Source organism: Candidatus Omnitrophota bacterium (assembly GCA_041650805.1).
Lineage (GTDB): Bacteria > Omnitrophota > Gorgyraeia > 2-01-FULL-45-10 > 2-01-FULL-45-10 > JBAZKM01.
This window is the reverse complement of record JBAZKM010000003.1, coordinates 207,301-224,400: the sequence shown is the minus strand read 5'-3', so window position 1 is coordinate 224,400 and position 17,100 is coordinate 207,301. Positions and strand designations below refer to the sequence as shown.

General features: G+C 54.2%; 16 protein-coding genes and 1 rRNA gene. 1 reads left to right on the top strand and 16 read right to left on the bottom strand.

Features of this window, described 5'->3' with window-relative positions; translation table 11 throughout:
• The 3 genes from WC515_03430 to WC515_03420 form a co-directional block, all read right to left on the bottom strand.
• Positions 1-387: ribosomal RNA gene (locus WC515_03430) — 16S ribosomal RNA — on the bottom strand; the annotation flags it as partial.
• Between the two features lie 298 nt (positions 388-685).
• Complete coding sequence (gene tyrS / locus WC515_03425) at positions 686-1,888, bottom strand: tyrosine--tRNA ligase (protein ID MFA5146415.1); 1,203 nt, start codon at positions 1,886-1,888, stop codon at positions 686-688.
• A gap of 120 nt (positions 1,889-2,008) precedes the next feature.
• Positions 2,009-2,398 carry a hypothetical protein gene (locus tag WC515_03420; protein MFA5146414.1) on the bottom strand — a complete coding sequence of 130 codons (390 nt, stop codon included), beginning with the start codon at positions 2,396-2,398 and terminating at the stop codon, positions 2,009-2,011.
• 160 nt (positions 2,399-2,558) lie between these two features.
• Between WC515_03420 and WC515_03415 the strand changes: the two genes are divergently transcribed.
• Complete coding sequence (locus WC515_03415; GenBank protein MFA5146413.1) at positions 2,559-3,086, top strand: DUF2148 domain-containing protein; 528 nt, start codon at positions 2,559-2,561, stop codon at positions 3,084-3,086.
• Positions 3,087-3,090: 4 nt separating this feature from the next.
• Here the strand turns inward: WC515_03415 and rpsA are convergent, their stop codons facing one another.
• From rpsA to rimP, 13 genes are all read right to left on the bottom strand, one after another.
• On the bottom strand, positions 3,091-4,683 hold the full coding sequence (gene rpsA / locus WC515_03410; protein MFA5146412.1) for a 30S ribosomal protein S1: 1,593 nt from the start codon (positions 4,681-4,683) through the stop codon (positions 3,091-3,093).
• Positions 4,684-4,834: 151 nt separating this feature from the next.
• Positions 4,835-5,707, bottom strand: a complete 873-nt coding sequence (gene ispH / locus WC515_03405) for a 4-hydroxy-3-methylbut-2-enyl diphosphate reductase (protein MFA5146411.1) — start codon at positions 5,705-5,707, stop codon at positions 4,835-4,837.
• 3 nt (positions 5,708-5,710) lie between these two features.
• Positions 5,711-6,406, bottom strand: a complete 696-nt coding sequence (gene cmk / locus WC515_03400; protein ID MFA5146410.1) for a (d)CMP kinase — start codon at positions 6,404-6,406, stop codon at positions 5,711-5,713.
• Complete coding sequence (locus WC515_03395; GenBank protein ID MFA5146409.1) at positions 6,396-7,253, bottom strand: prephenate dehydrogenase/arogenate dehydrogenase family protein; 858 nt, start codon at positions 7,251-7,253, stop codon at positions 6,396-6,398. The genes cmk and WC515_03395 overlap by 11 nt, the downstream gene beginning before the upstream one ends.
• 77 nt (positions 7,254-7,330) lie before the next feature.
• On the bottom strand, positions 7,331-8,347 hold the full coding sequence (gene aroF, locus WC515_03390) for a 3-deoxy-7-phosphoheptulonate synthase (protein ID MFA5146408.1): 1,017 nt from the start codon (positions 8,345-8,347) through the stop codon (positions 7,331-7,333).
• Positions 8,344-9,435 carry a histidinol-phosphate transaminase gene (gene hisC, locus WC515_03385; protein ID MFA5146407.1) on the bottom strand — a complete coding sequence of 364 codons (1,092 nt, stop codon included), beginning with the start codon at positions 9,433-9,435 and terminating at the stop codon, positions 8,344-8,346. The genes aroF and hisC overlap by 4 nt, the downstream gene beginning before the upstream one ends.
• A 100-nt stretch (positions 9,436-9,535) precedes the next feature.
• Positions 9,536-10,606, bottom strand: a complete 1,071-nt coding sequence (gene pheA, locus WC515_03380; GenBank protein ID MFA5146406.1) for a prephenate dehydratase — start codon at positions 10,604-10,606, stop codon at positions 9,536-9,538.
• A complete protein-coding gene (gene scpB / locus WC515_03375) occupies positions 10,575-11,240 on the bottom strand; it encodes an SMC-Scp complex subunit ScpB (protein ID MFA5146405.1) in 666 nt (221 codons plus the stop codon). Before scpB ends, pheA begins: the two co-directional genes overlap by 32 nt.
• On the bottom strand, positions 11,233-11,997 hold the full coding sequence (locus WC515_03370; GenBank protein ID MFA5146404.1) for a segregation/condensation protein A: 765 nt from the start codon (positions 11,995-11,997) through the stop codon (positions 11,233-11,235). The genes scpB and WC515_03370 overlap by 8 nt, the downstream gene beginning before the upstream one ends.
• A complete protein-coding gene (gene trpS / locus WC515_03365) occupies positions 11,994-12,977 on the bottom strand; it encodes a tryptophan--tRNA ligase (protein ID MFA5146403.1) in 984 nt (327 codons plus the stop codon). The genes WC515_03370 and trpS overlap by 4 nt, the downstream gene beginning before the upstream one ends.
• Position 12,978: 1 nt before the next feature.
• Positions 12,979-15,207 (bottom strand): translation initiation factor IF-2, encoded by a 2,229-nt coding sequence (infB, locus tag WC515_03360; GenBank protein MFA5146402.1) that lies wholly within the window; start codon positions 15,205-15,207, stop codon positions 12,979-12,981.
• Positions 15,207-16,406: a transcription termination factor NusA gene (nusA, locus tag WC515_03355; protein ID MFA5146401.1), complete on the bottom strand. Its 1,200-nt coding sequence runs from the start codon at positions 16,404-16,406 to the stop codon at positions 15,207-15,209. The genes infB and nusA overlap by 1 nt, the downstream gene beginning before the upstream one ends.
• 13 nt (positions 16,407-16,419) lie before the next feature.
• Entirely contained in the window at positions 16,420-16,872 is a 453-nt protein-coding gene (gene rimP / locus WC515_03350) for a ribosome maturation factor RimP (GenBank protein ID MFA5146400.1), read from the bottom strand.
• Between the last annotated feature and the right edge of the window lie 228 nt (positions 16,873-17,100).

Here is a 17,100-nt window from a genome sequence, read left to right as displayed (position 1 = left end):
ACCCTTTCGGGCATTGCAAAAGATCCTCGACTGCAGCCTCCCGTAGGAGTCTGGGCAGTGTCTCAGTCCCAATGTGGCTGACCATCCTCTCAGACCAGCTACCCGTCAAAAGCCTTGGTGGGCCATTACCCCGCCAACTAGCTGATAGGTCGCGAGCTCATCCTCAAGCAACAGGCCTTGCGGTCCCCGCTTTTTACCTCAAGCTCATGCGAGCTCGTGGTCTTATGCGGTTTTAGCCTCGGTTTCCCAAGGTTGTTCCCCACTTGAGGGTAAATTGCTCACGTGTTACTCACCCTTTTGCCACTATACCTTGCGGTATCGTTCGACTTGCATGCCTAATCCACGCCGCCAGCGTTCACTCTGAGCCAGGATCAAACTCTCCAATTGAATATCTGAAGAATTCCATCTTGGCTTATTCCTGCCAAACAATCTCTTGTTTGGTTTTTCGGTCTTAAGACTCGTTGTCAAAGAACGACAATAAAAAACCCGCCAGAGGCGGATTTTAGACACAAAAAAGGCATCGAGACGATGCCTTGATTACATCCTCTGTTTTAAGAAAAACCTGTCAAATTGTCAAGGCGAAGTATTTAACAGACACCTTCTCCTTATTGGTAGTGTCTAAATATACCATATTCAGGAATGATGTCAATACTTATTTTAAAAAAAATTCAGTTCCTAACAGGGGCTATTTCAACAGGATCAGGGCGAACTTTTTGCCTACGCGGATCCGAAGCTCTTTGCCTTTTTCAAGCTCGCAGTTTATATCTGAGACCTTCGTACCGTTAACTTCAACGGCCCCTTCCTGTATCTTGCGTTTGGCCTCCCCCCTGCTGGCAAGGAGATGCGCGCCGTCAACGAGCACGCTCACAAGAGAAGCCGAAGCCGATTGAATCGTTTTGAGTTCTATATCCGTGGGAAAACCTTTATCTTTGAATGCCCTGTCGAACTCTTCGGCCTGTTTCACAGCTTCTTTTTCGCCGTGATATTGCGTTACTATGAGTTTTGCGAGGTTAACTTTTGCCTGTTTCGGATGGAGTTTGCCCTCCTTGACCTCAACCTTGACCTTCGCCACGTCCTCATCTGTTAGGAGCTCGTAATATTTGTACATCAGTTCGTCCGATACGGACATGAGTTTGCCGAACATCTCCTTGGCCGTTTCATTTATTCCGACGTAGTTACCGAGTGATTTCGACATCTTCTGGACGCCGTCGAGGCCCTCGAGGAGCGGCATGGTGATGACGACCTGGGTTTCCTGGCCGTACGCGCCCTGTATATCGCGGCCCACCAGCAGATTGAACTTCTGATCGCTGCCGCCGAGCTCTATGTCGGCCTTGAGCGCCACGGAATCGTAACCCTGGAGAAGCGGATAGAGGAACTCGAGCATGGTGATGTTCTTCTGCTGTTTATAACGGTTGGAGAAGTCGTCCCTCTCCAGCATCCTCTGGACAGAGTAACGGGCCATCAGTTCGGCTATTCCCGCGATCGTCATCTTGCCGAGCCATTCGCTGTTGAAGCGTATCTCGAGCTTCCTTATATCCAGGACCTTCGATATCTGCCGTTCATAGGTCCTGGCATTATCTTCCACCTCTTTCGGCGTAAGCTGCGGCCGCGTCTTAGATACACCGGACGGGTCCCCTATCATGGCGGTATGATCGCCTATCAGGAATACCACCTTATGGCCGAGGTCCTGGAAATGGCGCATCTTACGGAGGAGCACGGTATGGCCCAGATGGATATCGGGCGCGGTGGGGTCGAAGCCGGCCTTTATGACCAGCGGCTTATTCGTCTTTGCGGCGCGCTCCAGCTTCTTCCTGAGCTCGTCCGGCTGTATCACCTCTACGGTCCCGCGCTTTATGAGCTCCAGCTGTCTATCAGGATCTTTTTCCATATGCCGAGTATTGTACAACGCCCCACCGTCGATTGCAACGAAATTTTAGAGCCGGCAAAGAGAAGGGACGGCCGATATCGGACCGGCCGTCCCTTTTAATACTGGCCCTTCTTATGAATATTACTGGTTCGCTATGGAGACCAGTTTGAGCTCATCGCCGACTTTCTCGGCAGCGACCACTACCTGGAGCTTCGAGTCAGGGTTCTTCAAAAACTCCTCTACCTTCGTGTTCGAATCTTTGTCGAACCTGGTGAGCTTCCCGTCCGCGAATATCGAATAACCGCTCGCGGCGCATGCCGGCATCAGGGCACACTCTTTGGTGTGTCCCGCGGCGAACTCGGCAAGGGCCTCGGGGGCCTTTGAGCCCGCGCACATATTGTCGATGATATCGCCCTTTATGGTGACCTGGGCATTCTCGACAGCAGGCACCGTCTCCTGACCTGCTTCCTGTGCATATGCGAATGAGGAAACGAAAACCAGCATCGCAGTAACTAAGACAAATCGCTTCATTTCTGCTTCACCTCCTCTTTATGCTTTCCTTATAAAAAAAAGACACTGAGTATCTCTCAGTGCTTGTTGTATATTATCACACCGTATCGGATATGTCAACAGAAATCCATTGACCGCCCTCAGGTCCCTGTGCTATCCTCTTCTGTGAGGAGAATATGCCATGAAGAGATCGAAAGAGCTTGAACTATCCGCTCTCTTGAGCGTCGCCGGGCTTATGGCTGCCGGGGCAAGGACCTCTCCTAAAACGAGGGGTATCGATAATATAGAAGTGCTGGTGATCGAGGATGAACCGTCCAGGACCAAGCTGACCGATACCATGAAAAGCATATCGAAGGCCGAAAATAGGCCCAGCATGGAACGCGATGCCGCCTCGATAGCCGCTTCAGGTGCAATAGTCATAATAGGGGCCAAAGACAATCCGGCCGGCCTCAACTGCGGGTTTTGCGGATACGGGACGTGCGCTGAATTGAAAAAGACGAAAGGCATCTGCGCGTACAACTCGGTAGACCTCGGCATTGCGGCGACATCCGCGGTCTCGGTCGCAAACCAGTTCCATATCGATAACCGCATCATGTACTCGATAGGAAGGGCCTGCCTCGACCTCAAGATATTCTCTCCTGAAGTGAAACAGGCCCTTGGCATACCTCTGAGCGTCACCGGGAAGAATCCCTTCTTCGACCGGAAATAACGCCCTACACCACCTTCAGCGACAGCGCGATCTTGTGCTGTATCGAATCGACCTTGATGACCTTAACGTTCACGTCGTCGCCTACCTTGAATTTCTCTTCGAGCTTCTCCCCTTCGCCGAGAGGTATCTCGGAGATATGAGCAAGCCCTTCGAGGTCCTTATCGATCTCGATGAATAGGCCGAAGTTCGCCGCCTTAGTGACCTTTCCCGGCAGCATCGTATTCGGCACATACTTCAACGCTATATCATCCCACGGGTCTGCGGCAAGCTGCTTCACGCCGAGCGATATGCGCCTGTTATTGGCGTCTACGGCCAGGACGACCGCCTCGATCTTCTCGCCTTTCTTGAAGACGTCCTTGGGGTGGCCTATGCGCTTCGTCCATGAGATATCGGATACGTGCACCAGCCCGTCTATCCCGTCTTCCAGTTCGACGAACGCCCCGTAGTCCGTGAGGTTACGGACCTTGCCCTTCACGCGCGTCCCCACGGGGTACTTCGTCTCGACCTCAAGCCATGGGTTCGACTCAAGCTGTTTCAGGCCCAGTGATATCTTCTTATTCTGCTTATCCACATCCAGCACCTGCACCTCTATGCGGTCTCCGATCGCCAAAAGCTCATTCGGATTGGCATACTTCTTGGTCCAGGAAAGCTCCGATATGTGGAGAAGCCCTTCAACGCCTTTCTCCAGCTCTACGAACGCGCCGTACGGCACTATATTGACTATGGATCCCTTTACCTTGCTGCCGGAGGCATACTTGGTATCTACCGTCTCCCACGGGTTGGGCGTCTTCTGTTTGAGGCCCAGGGATATCTTCATCGATTCCTTGTCGAAGTCGAGCACGACCACCTCGATAGAGTCCCCTATGGCGAGGACCTCGCTGGGATGGGACACCCTGCCCCAGCTCATATCGGTGATGTGCAGGAGCCCGATCATCCCCGCCCCCAGGTCCACGAAGGCCCCGAAGTCGGTGATATTCCTCACGATCCCGCTGACGACGGCACCCTTCTGCAGCGTCTCCAGCATCTTCTTCTTGTCTTCTTCTCTCTGCTGCTGCAAAGCGTCCTTACGCGAAACGACTATATTCTTCCTGGGTTTGTTGATCTTCACGATCTTGAACTGGAACGCCTGCCCTATCAACTGCCTTGTATTGCCGAAGCTCTTGAGAGCCGCCAGGCTGGCAGGCAAAAAGGCCTCTACTCCGATGTCGACCATGAACCCGCCCTTTACCTCCCTGGTCACCTTGCCGTCCACCAGGTCACCCTCGCCGTAGCGCGATATCACCATCTCCCATCCTACCGCGCGTTCGGCCTTCTGCTTCGAGAGGACCACCATGCCGTTATCGTCCTCTTTCGATTCCAGGTATACGTCGACCTCGTCTCCTACCTTTATAGCGTCCGGATCGCCGAACTCCGATAGCGAGATCGCGCCTTCCGATTTGTACCCGATGTCGACTATGACGTCCTTAGGCGTGATGGCGATTATCCTGCCCTTGACTATCTGCCCCTCCTTGATATTGGTTATGCTCTCGCCGTACAGCCGGGCAAAATCGTCGGTCCTCACCTCCTTGGTTTCATCCGTCTCTTCTGTATCATTCATTGTGTCATTCTCTTTGATCATTACGCCCACGTCCCCTTTCTATTTGCCCGCCTTCGCATCTTTTGTTATTCAGAGAAGATCTGCTTCGGCGGGCATCCGCCGAAGCTTAGCTGCTTTGAATATCTCCTTTGGCGAAGGCGGATGGATTTACTCACTTCTTCCTTAACCGTTTCGCACTTTTCGCTTTATGCTTTACGCGTATTACCTCTACTACCCGTTTGACTATCCAATCCGGCGTTGAAGCGCCGCTCGTTATGCCTACGCATTCCGCCGTATCGTACCACCCTCTCCTTATATCCCGTTCCGTCTCGAGAAGGTGAGAATTCCTGCATATCTTACGGCATAGCTCGAAAAGCCGTCTTGTGTTCGCGCTGTTCCTCCCGCCTATAACAAGCATGGCGTCAACCTTGCGCGCCAGCGCGACGGCGGAGTTCTGCCGCTCTTCCACGTCTTTACAGATCGTATTTATTACTTTCAGTTCTCCCGGTTTTTTGCCGGTTATGACCCTGACCACATCGAGAAAGTTCGCCGTCGACTGTGTCGTCTGCGATATCACGCTTATCCTCGAATGCGGCCTGACTGCGAGACGCATCGCCTCCTTTTTGTTCTTCACCACGCACACGTCGGGGACAAAGCCCCTGAGCGCTTTGACTTCGGGGTGTTCCGAATCGCCGACTATCACTACGCGGTAGCCTTCGTCTCCGAGCGACTTCGCTATCCTCTGCGCGTTCAGGACGAAGGGGCACGTCGTGTCGATCAGCTTTAATCCCTTTTCTCTTATCCGCCCGGCGACCGCAGGGCTTATGCCGTGGGACGAAACGACGACCGTCCCGCCTTTTATGCCGTCTATGCCCCGCACTACCTTAAGCCCTTTATCCGACAACTTCTTCACTACCTGCCGGTTATGTATGACCGAGCCGAGCGAATATACATCATCATTATATTCAAGCGCCTTCTCCGCCATCTCTATGGCGCGCTTAACGCCGAAACAGAAGCCGATCCGCTTAGCGAGACGTATACGCATGCGTCAGGGTATAGGGTATAGGGTATCGGGTATATGACTTAATATCTTCTCTACTACCTCATTTATCGTGAGGCCCGTCGTATCGATGAGAACGGCGTCGTCGGCCTTTTTGAGCGCGCCGACCTCCCTCTTTATGTCCGATTCGTCCCTTACGACTATATCTTTCTCTATCTCCTCAACGCTGACCTTTTCGCCGGACTCAAGCAACTCCCTGTGCCTGCGCCTGGCCCTCTCTTTGACGCTTGCGTCAAGATAGAATTTATGGTCGGCGTCCGGGAATACGACCGTGCCTATATCCCTTCCCTCCAGGACGGCGCCCTGCCGTTTGCCTATGGCGCGCTGGAGTCTCACCATCTCGTGCCTCACCCCCGGCACCCGCGCTATGTACTTTATATTTGCGGTCAGTTCCGGCGTGCGTATGAGGCCCGCCACGTCTTCTCCGTCAAGCAGCACCCTGAGGCGCCCGGCCCCTTCGCCAAGGTCTATGCCGGTGGAACGGGCCAATGATACCAGGGCATCTTCATCTTTGAGGTCTATACGTTCCCGCATCGCCTTAAGGGTAAGCGCCCTGTACATGGCCCCTGTGTCTACATACAGTATGCCGAGCTTTTTAGCTATAAGCTTGGAGACGGTGCTCTTTCCGCTCCCCGCAGGCCCGTCTATTGCTATCACGAGCGTCCGCGGGCTCTTATTTCCCATAAAAGAATTTGTCGCGCTTCATCTTTGCGCTCTTAAGCAGGCGGAAGAGCTTCTTGGAATCTCCGTTCTTCACCACCCGTACTATCTCGCCGAGGTAGCCCTTGAACATGCGGGCCGACCTCAGGACATCTTTTCTGTTGGTCAGGAAGATATCCGTCCACATCCTGGGGTCGCTCGATGCCACTCTCGTAGTGTCTTTAAAGCCCTCCGCCGAATAGAGGAAATACTTCTCCGGGACGGCCCCTATGACGCCGAAAGCGACCAGGTGCGGCAGATGGCTTGCGAACGATATGTTCCTGTCGTGTGCGGAAGGGTCCATAATGGCGACCCTTGCGCCCAGCGCCGACCAGAAGTTGATGACGGCCCCGAGGGCGCGCCTGTCGGTCTTCGGGGTCCTCGTCACTATGCACGGGGCATCGGCCAGGAGGTTGTCCCTGGCGAACTCAACCCCTGCGTGTTCCGACCCGGCCATAGGATGGGACCCTACGAAAAATACCCGGCGGGAACTACCGAGTTTCCTCTCGACTTCTCCCACCAGCCACTTCTTCGTGCTGCCTGCATCGGTGATCATGGCCCCCTTCTTCGCATAACGCATCACTTTTGCCGCAAGCGGCGGTATGGAATATACGGGCGTTGCTATTATAATTAGGTCGGCGTCCTTTACGCCCTCCTCTATGCTCAGGGTCCCGCGGTCTACGGCCCTTCTCTTCAGGGCCCTCCTCAAAGTGGAGGCATGCCTGAAGACGCCGATGACCTCTCCGGCCACTCTTCGCTTCTTCACTGCCAGCCCGATCGAGCCGCCCATCAATCCTACGCCGATTATCGCGACCTTATTAAATCGAATCATATAGCCTCTCGGTCACCAGGTCACCCGTCACCAGGTCACCCGTAAAAGCTTTCACTGGTGACTTTGTGACATGAATGTTACATCTCCCTTCCTACCGCCTTCGCTACCTTGCGCAGTTCGCCCATGAGAGACGCGAAGTTTTTAGGATAGAGCGACTGTTCTCCGTCAGAAAATGCCTCTTCCGGATTAGGGTGGACTTCGATTATGAGGCCGTCCGCCCCTGCGGCCAACCCTGCCTTCGCGCATGCGCCCACAAGCCCCCACTTACCGGTCGCGTGCGACGGATCTACGATTATGGGCAGGTGGCTCAGGTTCTTTACGACAGGCACGGCGCTTATATCGAGCGTAAAACGCGTGGCATCCTCGAACGTCCTTATACCCCTCTCGCAGAGTATGACCTTAAAGTTACCTTCTGAAAGTATATATTCGGCTGACATCAGGAACTCTTTCACCGTATTCGCCATACCGCGCTTGAGGAGCACGGGCTTCTTCGACTTCCCGACCTCTTTCAGGAGGTTGAAGTTCTGCATGTTCCTGGCGCCGATCTGTATTATGTCGGCATACTTCAGCACGGCATCGAGGTCCCGTATATCCATCAGCTCGGTGACGATAAGGAGCCCCGTCTCGGTCTTCGCCTCCGCAAGAAGCTTGAGCCCTTTCAGGCCGAGCCCCTGGAACGCGTACGGTGACGTCCTGGGCTTGAATGCGCCGCCCCGCAGCACTTTGGCGCCCGCCTTTTTTACCGCCCGCGCTATCTCCAGCAGCAGCGGCCTGTTCTCGACCGAACACGGACCGGCCATCACGACTATCTCTTTGCCGCCCACCTTCACACCGCCGCCGGCATCGACTACGGTTCCCTCTTTATTGAGATCGCGTGACGCCAGCTTGTACGGTTTCAGTATCGACAATACTCGCTCTACGCCGGGGAATACTTCCAGCGGCTGAGCGCGTATCACGTCCTCTTCCCCTATCACCCCGATGATTGTCCGCTCTACGCCTTTGGATATCCACGGTTTCAGTTTAAGTTTCTTTATCCTGGCGACTATGTGGTCCAGCTGTTTCTTCGTTGCGTCGGGCCGCAATACTATTATCATAATGCCCCCCTGAGCGCTTTAATGAACTTACGATTCTCCGCACGCGTGCCGACCGTGACGCGGATGAACGTATCCATGCCCCACGCCTTCATATCGCGCACTATCACGCCCCTCTTCAGCAGTCCGCCGAAGACGGTCTTGCAGTCCTTCTTTACGTCTACGAGTATAAAATTCGTCGCGCTCGGGACATACCGGAGTCCCATGGAGCCGAAGGCAGAATAGAGAAATTCCTTCTCTTTGGCCACATGCGCCAGCTTCCTCTTGAGGAAGGCGGCATCGTCAAGGGCGGCAAGAGCCCCTGCCTGGGCCAGTATATTCACGTTGAACGGCTCTCGCACACGCTCGATGTAACTTATGATACCGGGGTTGGCTACGCCGTAACCTACCCTGAGGCCGGCGAGGCCGTACGCCTTCGAAAAAGACCTCGATACTATGACGTTCGGGCGCTTGATATAATCGAGACCGTTCGGATAGTCCTTCCGGCCGTGATCGGCGAACTCAAAATACGCTTCATCCAGGAATACGACCACCTTATCGGGAAGCCCGTCGAAGAATTCGTCAAGCTCCGCCTTCGTGACATAGGTGCCTGTCGGGTTATCCGGGTTGGCGATGAAGATGATCTTCGTCTTTGCGGTTACCGCCCTCTTCATCGCGTTGAGATCATACCTGAAATCGGCCGTCAGGGGAACGAACTTTGCCGTAGCGTTCTGGATCTGAGAGGCGATCTCATAGATAAGGAAGGTGGGACGGGCTATTATGACCTCGTCGCCTTCCCCGGCAAAGACCCTGAGCGCAAGGCAGATGATCTCATCAGAACCGTTCCCGAATACGAGATTATCCGGCTTCACGCCGAGGAACTTCGCCGTCCTCTCCTTAAGATAGAAAGATGAGGCGTCAGGATACCGGTTTATCTTACCCAGGTTCTTCCTTACCGCGGCCAGCGCCCTGGGCGAAGGGCCGAGGCAGCTCTCGTTGGACGCCAGCTTGATGACGTCCTTAAGGCCCAGCTCCCTCTCGACTTCCTCTATCGGTTTCCCGGGGACGTACGGTTTGACGCCCAGTATGTTCTTTCGCACAAGATTTTTCATAGTATATAGCTTATTTGGTCACCAGGACACCAGGTCACCACGTCACCCGTAAAAGCTTTCACTGGTGACTTTGTGACCTGGTGACTTGGTGACTATTTAGTTATGCTCCATTTCCCGCCGGATACGATCCGAGTATCTTGAGGTGCGCAGAGTTCTTCCTCAGCATATCGAGCGCCCTGGATACTTTCGGATCGCTGTAATGACCTTCGAGATCGACAAAGAAATAGTACTCCCAGGCCCTCACCTTTGAAGGCCTCGATTCTATCTTCGTCAGGTTTATCCCGTATCTTTTGAACGGCACGAGTATGTCGTGCAACGCTCCTACCTTATCCTTCACGGAGAGCATTATGGACGTCTTGTCGTTCTTCGTCCGTTCCGCGTCCGTCTTACCTATGACAAGGAAGCGCGTCACATTATGGGCGCTATCCTCTATGCCGCTCTCAAGGACCTTAAGCCCGTAATGTCCTGCGGCGAGTTCGCTCGCTATGCAGGCGGACCCCTTCTGGCCGGAAGCTATCTCGGCGGCCTTTGTCGTGCTCGAGGCATCCACGAGCTCAGCCTTCGGCATATTCGACTCTATCCATATCCTGCATTGGCCGAAGACCTCGGGTTTCGAATATATCCTTCTTATCCTGCTCTTGTCCGCCTCCCTGGATAGAAGGCTGTGCGATATATCCAGGAATATCTCCGAACAGACCTTTAGGTCCGAATCTATGAGCATGTCGAGGGTATGGCTTATGGCCCCCTCCCACGAATTCTCTATCGGGACGACGCCGTAATCGGCCCGGCCTTTCTCCACCTCGGAAAATACATCGGTTATGGTGTCACAGCTCTTGTATGTGACACTGGAGCCGAACTTCTTAAGAGCCGCCATATGGGTGAAAGTGGCCTCGGGCCCCAGGTATGCGATGACGGTCGGCTTTTCCAGGGCGAGAGACCCGGACATTATCTCCCTGAACACGGCTATGACAGATTCGTTCGGGAGCGGCCCCCTGTTCTTCGAGACCAGCTTATCATATACCTCCGCCTCCCGGTGCGGCACATATACCGATCTCCTGCTCTTTGCCTTTATCCTGCCTATATCGGATATGACCTTTGCCCTCTTATTCAGAAGCTTCAATATCCCGGCGTCTATCGCGTCAACTATTCGGCGCAATCTCTTTAGGTCCATCGCTATTCTCCTCCTTGACAATGCCGGACGGTTCCTCTACCGGAACGCTTTCCGCCTTCCCGCTCGTTTTATCGATCACCTGATGTTTTTCCGATTCTCTGACAAAATCTAGGTCGCTCTCCTTGAACTCTTTCAGCTTGGGCAGCTCCTCTAGCGACTTCAGACCGAAGTGCTGCAGGAATTCGCTCGTAGTGCCGTAAAGCATCGGGCGGCCGGGCGCCTCCAGACGCCCCCTGGTCCTGATCAGCCCGCGTTCTTCCAGCGTGCCCAATACGCCGTCTACGTTGACACCCCTTATCGCCTCTATCTCGTTCCGCGTTATAGGCTGCTTGTACGCTATGATGGCGAGCGTCTCAAGCCCCGGGCCGGTGAGCCGGTCCGGCGGCCTCTTATAGAGCGCCGATATCGATTTCGAATAGATAGGGTCGGTCATCATCTGGAAACCGCCGGCTATCTCCTTTATGCTGAAACTCCTCGCGGAGGAGGCATATTCTCCGTTAAGCGCCTCTATCAATCCCCGTATCTCGGTCGCCTCTATACCCTTGAGCACTTCGCGCAGGGCGTCGATCGACACCGGTTTGTCGCTCACGAATAGCAATGCCTCGATTATCCTTTTGGCTTCTTCTTTATCCATTAGTCCCACCCGAAGGTTTTACAGGTTCCACGTTCCTTATTATCTCTATCTCACCGAACTGCGACGTCTGTCTCACCACTATCTCCTTGAGACGGATGAGCTCGAGCACCGCCAGGAATATGGTTATTATCTCAAATTTGCTCTTAGCCGCCCTGAAGAGGTCCGTGAAATACATCTTAGGCCTGTCTACCAGCATGTGCAGGACGTCGTGTATCTTTTCCGAGACGGTGAATTCGTCCTTGATCACCTTGTGAAAGACATCTTTCGGGATGTCTTTCAATATCTTGGTGAACGCGGTGATCAGGTCGAATAAGCTGGCCTCGAAGAATTCCACCTTGCCTATGTCGGCGGGCGGGAGGGCTTCGATATCATCCGGAGGCGTCCCGGCACGCGCGAAAAAATGCTTGTGGTGCGATTCCATCTGCGACAGCTCGGAGGCCGCTTCCTTGAACTGCTTGTACTCGAGGAGGCGTTTCACGAGCTCCGCCCTCGGGTCCTGCTCTTCTTCGCCTTCGCCTTCCTGCTGGTCCGGCGGGAGGAGCATCTTCGACTTTATGTGTATGAGCGTCGCGGCCATCACCAGGAACTCGCCCGCTATATTAAGATCGAGCAATTGCATCAGCTCGATATACTCCAGGTACTGGTCCGTGATCTTCGTGATCGGTATATCATAGATGTCGATCTCCTCTTTTTTGATAAGATAGAGAAGGAGATCGAGCGGACCTTCGAATACTTCGAGCTTTACTTTGTAAGTCATTTTACGAAATTTATAAGCCGCTTAACCTCGTCCATCGTCTCCGAGGCCGCGGCACGGGCCTTCTTTGCCCCTTCCTTTAATATATCCGCTATATTGTCATCCGAAAGCACAGAGCGCCTTTCGCGTATCGGCTCAAGGGTCTCTATGATGACACCGGCCAGGCACTTCTTGCATTCCGTGCACCCCTTCTTTGCGTTCTCGCACCAGTACCTGGCGTCTTTTCTGAGCGTCTCGCTGCCGAATATCATATAGTAGCTGAAGACATTGCATATGTCGGGATGGCCCTTGTCGGCCAATTTTATCCTCTCGGGATCGGTTATCATCTGCGCCACTTTTTTGGAAACGACCTCGGGCGTATCGGCCAGCGCGATGAAATTCTTATAACTCTTCGACATCTTCCTGTTGTCCAGGCCCAGAAGCTTCGGCGTCTTCGTCAGGATCGGTTCCGGCTCCGGGAATACGTTCTTCTTATACAGGGTGTTGAACTTGCGTATGATCTCCCGCGTCAGCTCCAGGTGCGGAAGCTGGTCTATCCCGACAGGGACATGGCCTGCCCGGTAAACGGCTATGTCCGCTGCCTGGAGCACCGGGTAGCCCAGGAAACCGTAAGTGGTAAGTTCGCGCCCTTTAAGCTCGCGCAGCTGCTCCTTATATGTAGGGCAGCGCTCCACCCACGACAGGGGCGTGATGTCCGAGAATACCATGGCAAGCTCCAGGTGCTCCGGCACATGCGACTGGATGAATATCACCGATCTTTCCGGGTCAAGGCCGGCGGCTATGAAGTCGCGGGCCACTTCGAAACTATTCTCGCTCATCCCCTTGGGATTCTCGTACTCGCTCATAAGGGCATGCCAGTCCGCGATCATGTAAAAACATTTGTACGAATCCTGCAGTTTCGCCCAGTTCGTCAGGGCGCCCACAAGATGGCCTATGTGCAGTTTCCCCGTAGGCCTCATCCCGCTCAGTATCCGCTTCTCCATGCTATTTCCTCGCCTCAAGCCGCCGGGCCACCTTCTCGATCTGGTGCTGCTCGATGATATCGCCTTCACGAATATCATCGTGCCTATCCAGACCTATGCCGCATTCGAACCCTTCGGCTACGTCACGCGCGTCGTCCTTGAAACGTTTGAGCGACGCTATCTTGCCCTGGTATATGACCTCTTTATTGCGTATCAATTTCGTCAGGCCGCTCCTGGCTATCTTTCCCTTGACCACCGAACAGCCCGCTATCGTACCGGCCTTCGATACCTTGAAGACCTGCTTGACGACCGCGCGGCCCAGGAAGACCTCCTTGGAGAACGGTTCCAGAAGCCCTTCCATGGCCGCCATAACATCCTGGATCGCCTCGTATATGATACCGTACAGCTTTATCTCTATGTCCTCTTTGGCGGCCAGGGCCTCGGCCCCCTCATCCACCCTCACGTTGAAACCCATGATGACCGCGTTCGACACCATCGCAAGCATGATGTCGGACTCATTGATATTCCCGACATCGGAGTGGATGATATGGACCTTGACCTCCGATGTGCCCATGTCCATAAGCGACTGCTGGAGCGCCTCGATCGATCCCTGGACATCGCCCTTGAGTATTATGGCCAGCTCTTTCGCGGCGCCGTTCTTCATCTGCTTGTAGAAATCTTCGAGCGTCACCCTTCTCGACAGCTTCATCTTCCTCGTGCGCGCCTCATCCTGCTTCAGGAGTGAGAGCGTGCGCGCCTTCCTCTCGTCTTTTACGGCGAAGAACTCATCTCCGGCCATCGGGACCCCGGAAAGGCCGAGTATGCTGACCGGCTTCGAGGGCGGTGCCTCTGATATGCGTTTGCCCGTGTGGTCCATCATCGCCTTGACCCTGCCGTAGTGCATGCCGCTCAATACCATGTCCCCGACCTTCAGAGTACCGTTCTTCACCAGGACGGTTGCGACCGGCCCCTGGCCGCTCGACAGCTTTCCCTCTATGACGACACCGCGCGCCCTGAGGTGCGGGTTTGCCTTTAATTCAAGGAGCTCCGATTCCAGGAGGAGCATCTCAAGAAGAGCATCTACCCCTTCGCCCGTCTTGGCGGATACGGGGACGGTGATCGTCTTCCCGCCCCAGCCCTCCGGGCTCAGGCCTACCTGCGATAGCTGCCCTTTGACCTTCTCTATGTTGGCCGACGGCAGGTCGCATTTATTTATGGCCACCACTATAGGGACGCCCGCCGCCCTTGCGTGGTCGATCGCCTCTTTCGTCTGCGGCATGATGCCGTCGTCGGCGGCGACTACCAGGACCACGACATCGGTAGCGTTGGCCCCGCGCGCCCTCATGGCCGTGAAGGCCTCATGACCGGGCGTGTCGAGGAAGGTCACCGAACCCTTTTTTATCTTCGCTTCGTATGCGCCTATATGCTGGGTTATGCCGCCCTTCTCCTTGTCCGCGACACGCGTTTTGCGTATGAAGTCGAGGAGGCTCGTCTTGCCGTGGTCGACGTGGCCCATGAACGTGACCACAGGCGGGCGCGATACGATGTGTTGCAGGTCCTGCTTCTCCTCCGCCTCCATGTGCTCTCTCGCGACCTGCTCTTCGACTTTGGCCGGCTTCCTGTATTCTATGTTGTACTCCTTCAATATATTTTCAACGAGGTCTTCGGCTATATTCTGGGTTATGGTGACCATGATATTCTTCGCCATCAATTTCAATATGAGCTCATTGGCCCTGACACCGATCTTCAGGGCCAGATCTTTCAGTGAGATGGGGACTTCGAATTCCAGTATCCTGGGTTTGGGCGGCTCGGCTGCCTGCGGTTTCACCTCTATCTTCACTTCAGGCGGCGGTGGCGGTTTCAATTCGGGCTTAGGCGGAGGAGGCGGGGCCGCCTTCTCCTTTATAACAGGAGCGGCAGGCGCCGCCTTTTGTACCGGCTTTGGAGGCAGAGGTTTTTCCGCGGGAATAGGTTTCGGCGGCATGACCGGCTTTGGGGCCGGCGGGACCTCTTTCTTGACCGTTACCGTTGGCGTGACCGGGGCCTGCGGTCTTATCGATACTTTCGGCGCCTCTTTTTTGACTTCGATCTTCGCTGCTTTAAGAACAGGCGCTTCTTTCTCGATAACCTTTTTGACAGGTGCCTTTTTCTTCACGGAAGCCGTCTTCGCCGCAACTTTCTTCGTCTTCGGTTTAACTTCCGCTGCTTTAGCCACCGGTCTCTTCTTTTTAACTTCTTTCTCTTTCTTCACTATAGCTCCTTTGCCGACTTCAGTATCTTCTCCGCCGTCTTCTTCCCTATGCCTTCGAGTTTCGTCATGTCTTCTATCGTAAGGGCCTTTATCTTCTCCACCGTATCGTAACCGGCCTCTGTCAGGACCTTGCCTGTCTTCGCTCCGACACCTTCCAGGTCCGTGATCTTTATCTCTTTAGTTTTTTCTTTACTCCCAACCCCTGACTCCAAACTCCCGGCTTCCTCCTGAACCGCTTCCTCAGCCTTAACCTCGACCTTAACCTTCGGTTCTTTGCCCCGTATATCTATCTCCCAACCGGTCAGTTTCGAGGCAAGGCGCACGTTCTGTCCGTGTTTACCTATCCCTATCGAGAGCTGGTCATCGGGCAGGATCGCTTCGACCTTCTTATTGGCCTTGTCGATCTTCATCTCCTGGATCTCTGCCGGGGAGAGCGCCGCCTTGACGTACTCCCGTATGTCGTCCGACCACCGTACTATGTCGACCCTTTCGCCCTGGAGTTCCCGCACTATATCCTTTACACGCGAGCCGCGCATGCCCACGCATGCCCCTACCGCATCCACCTTCTCGTCCTTGGACCATACGGCGATCTTCGTCCTTTCGCCGGCCTCGCGGGATATGGCCCTGACCTCCACTATCCCCTCGGTGATCTCCGGCACCTCTATCTCGAATAACTTCTTCACGAAGGACGCATCGGAACGCGACAGGATCACCTGCGGGCCGTGAGAGGTCTTGTTGACCTCCAGTATGTATGCCCGTACCCTGTCACCCTGCCTGTACCTTTCCCGAGGGCACTGCTGGGACTTCGGCAGTATCGCCTCGGTCTTCCCCAGGTCCACTACGATATCGCCCTTTTCGAACCTGTGGACGGCGCCGTTGGTGATGGTGCCGACACGCTTGGTATAATCCTCAAGCACTATATCGCGCTCCGCCTCCCGTATCTTCTGTATTATGACCTGCTTGGCAGTCTGGGCGGCGATCCTCCCGAACTCCGCGGAATTTATCTCCTTGCCGTCGCTCAGGATCTTTATCTCGGCCGTGGCCCTGTCTACGGTGACGGTCACATCGGCCTCTTTATTCCCGAGTATCTTCCTGGCGGCGCTGACAAGGGCGGACTCTATCGCCTTAAAGAGCAGCTCTTTGTCGATGCCCTTCTCGCGCTCCATATGTTCAAGTACTGCGATCAGTTCTTCGTTCATGATTGACCTCTCGTTAGATCTCTACCTTAAGCACCGCGCGGGCGATCTTCGCCCTGGGTATGACCGTGCTCAGGCCGTTCGACTCTATTACAACGTTCTCCCTGTCCATGCCTACGAGCTTCCCCTCATGTGTCTTCCTATCGTCTATACGCTCATAAGTGGTTATATCAAGCACCTTACCCATGGCGCGCTCGAAGTCCCTGTCCGTCTTCATAGGCCTGTCGAGCCCGGGCGATGAGACCTCAAGCAGGTAGCGGTCGCTTATGATATCCTCTTTATCTAGGGCCTCGCTGAGGTGATTATTCAGCTCCTCGCACTCGGCGATGGTGATACCTCCCTCTTTATCAACGAGCAGCCGCAGCACCATCCCCGGCTGTTCGCGCCTGTAAGTTATCTCCACGAGTTCGATGGCGTTTTCTTCTAAATACTTAGCTATCAACTCCTTAACTCTATCTATTACATCCATTTGTAGGCTCCGATTTTGGGGCAAAAAAAAATGGGTCTAAACAATGCTTAAACCCACTTTTCCTCCTTTAAGAAAAGTATGTACTATATATACAATAATAGTATATATATGTCAAGTAAAATTTTAAGGTCAAATTTTTCGTCTTTTCCACGTGTCCCCTCTCCGGTGGGGTATCTCCCGGGAACGTCACATTTTCCCCGGCGAGGAAAATGTGACTCCGGAAAATCG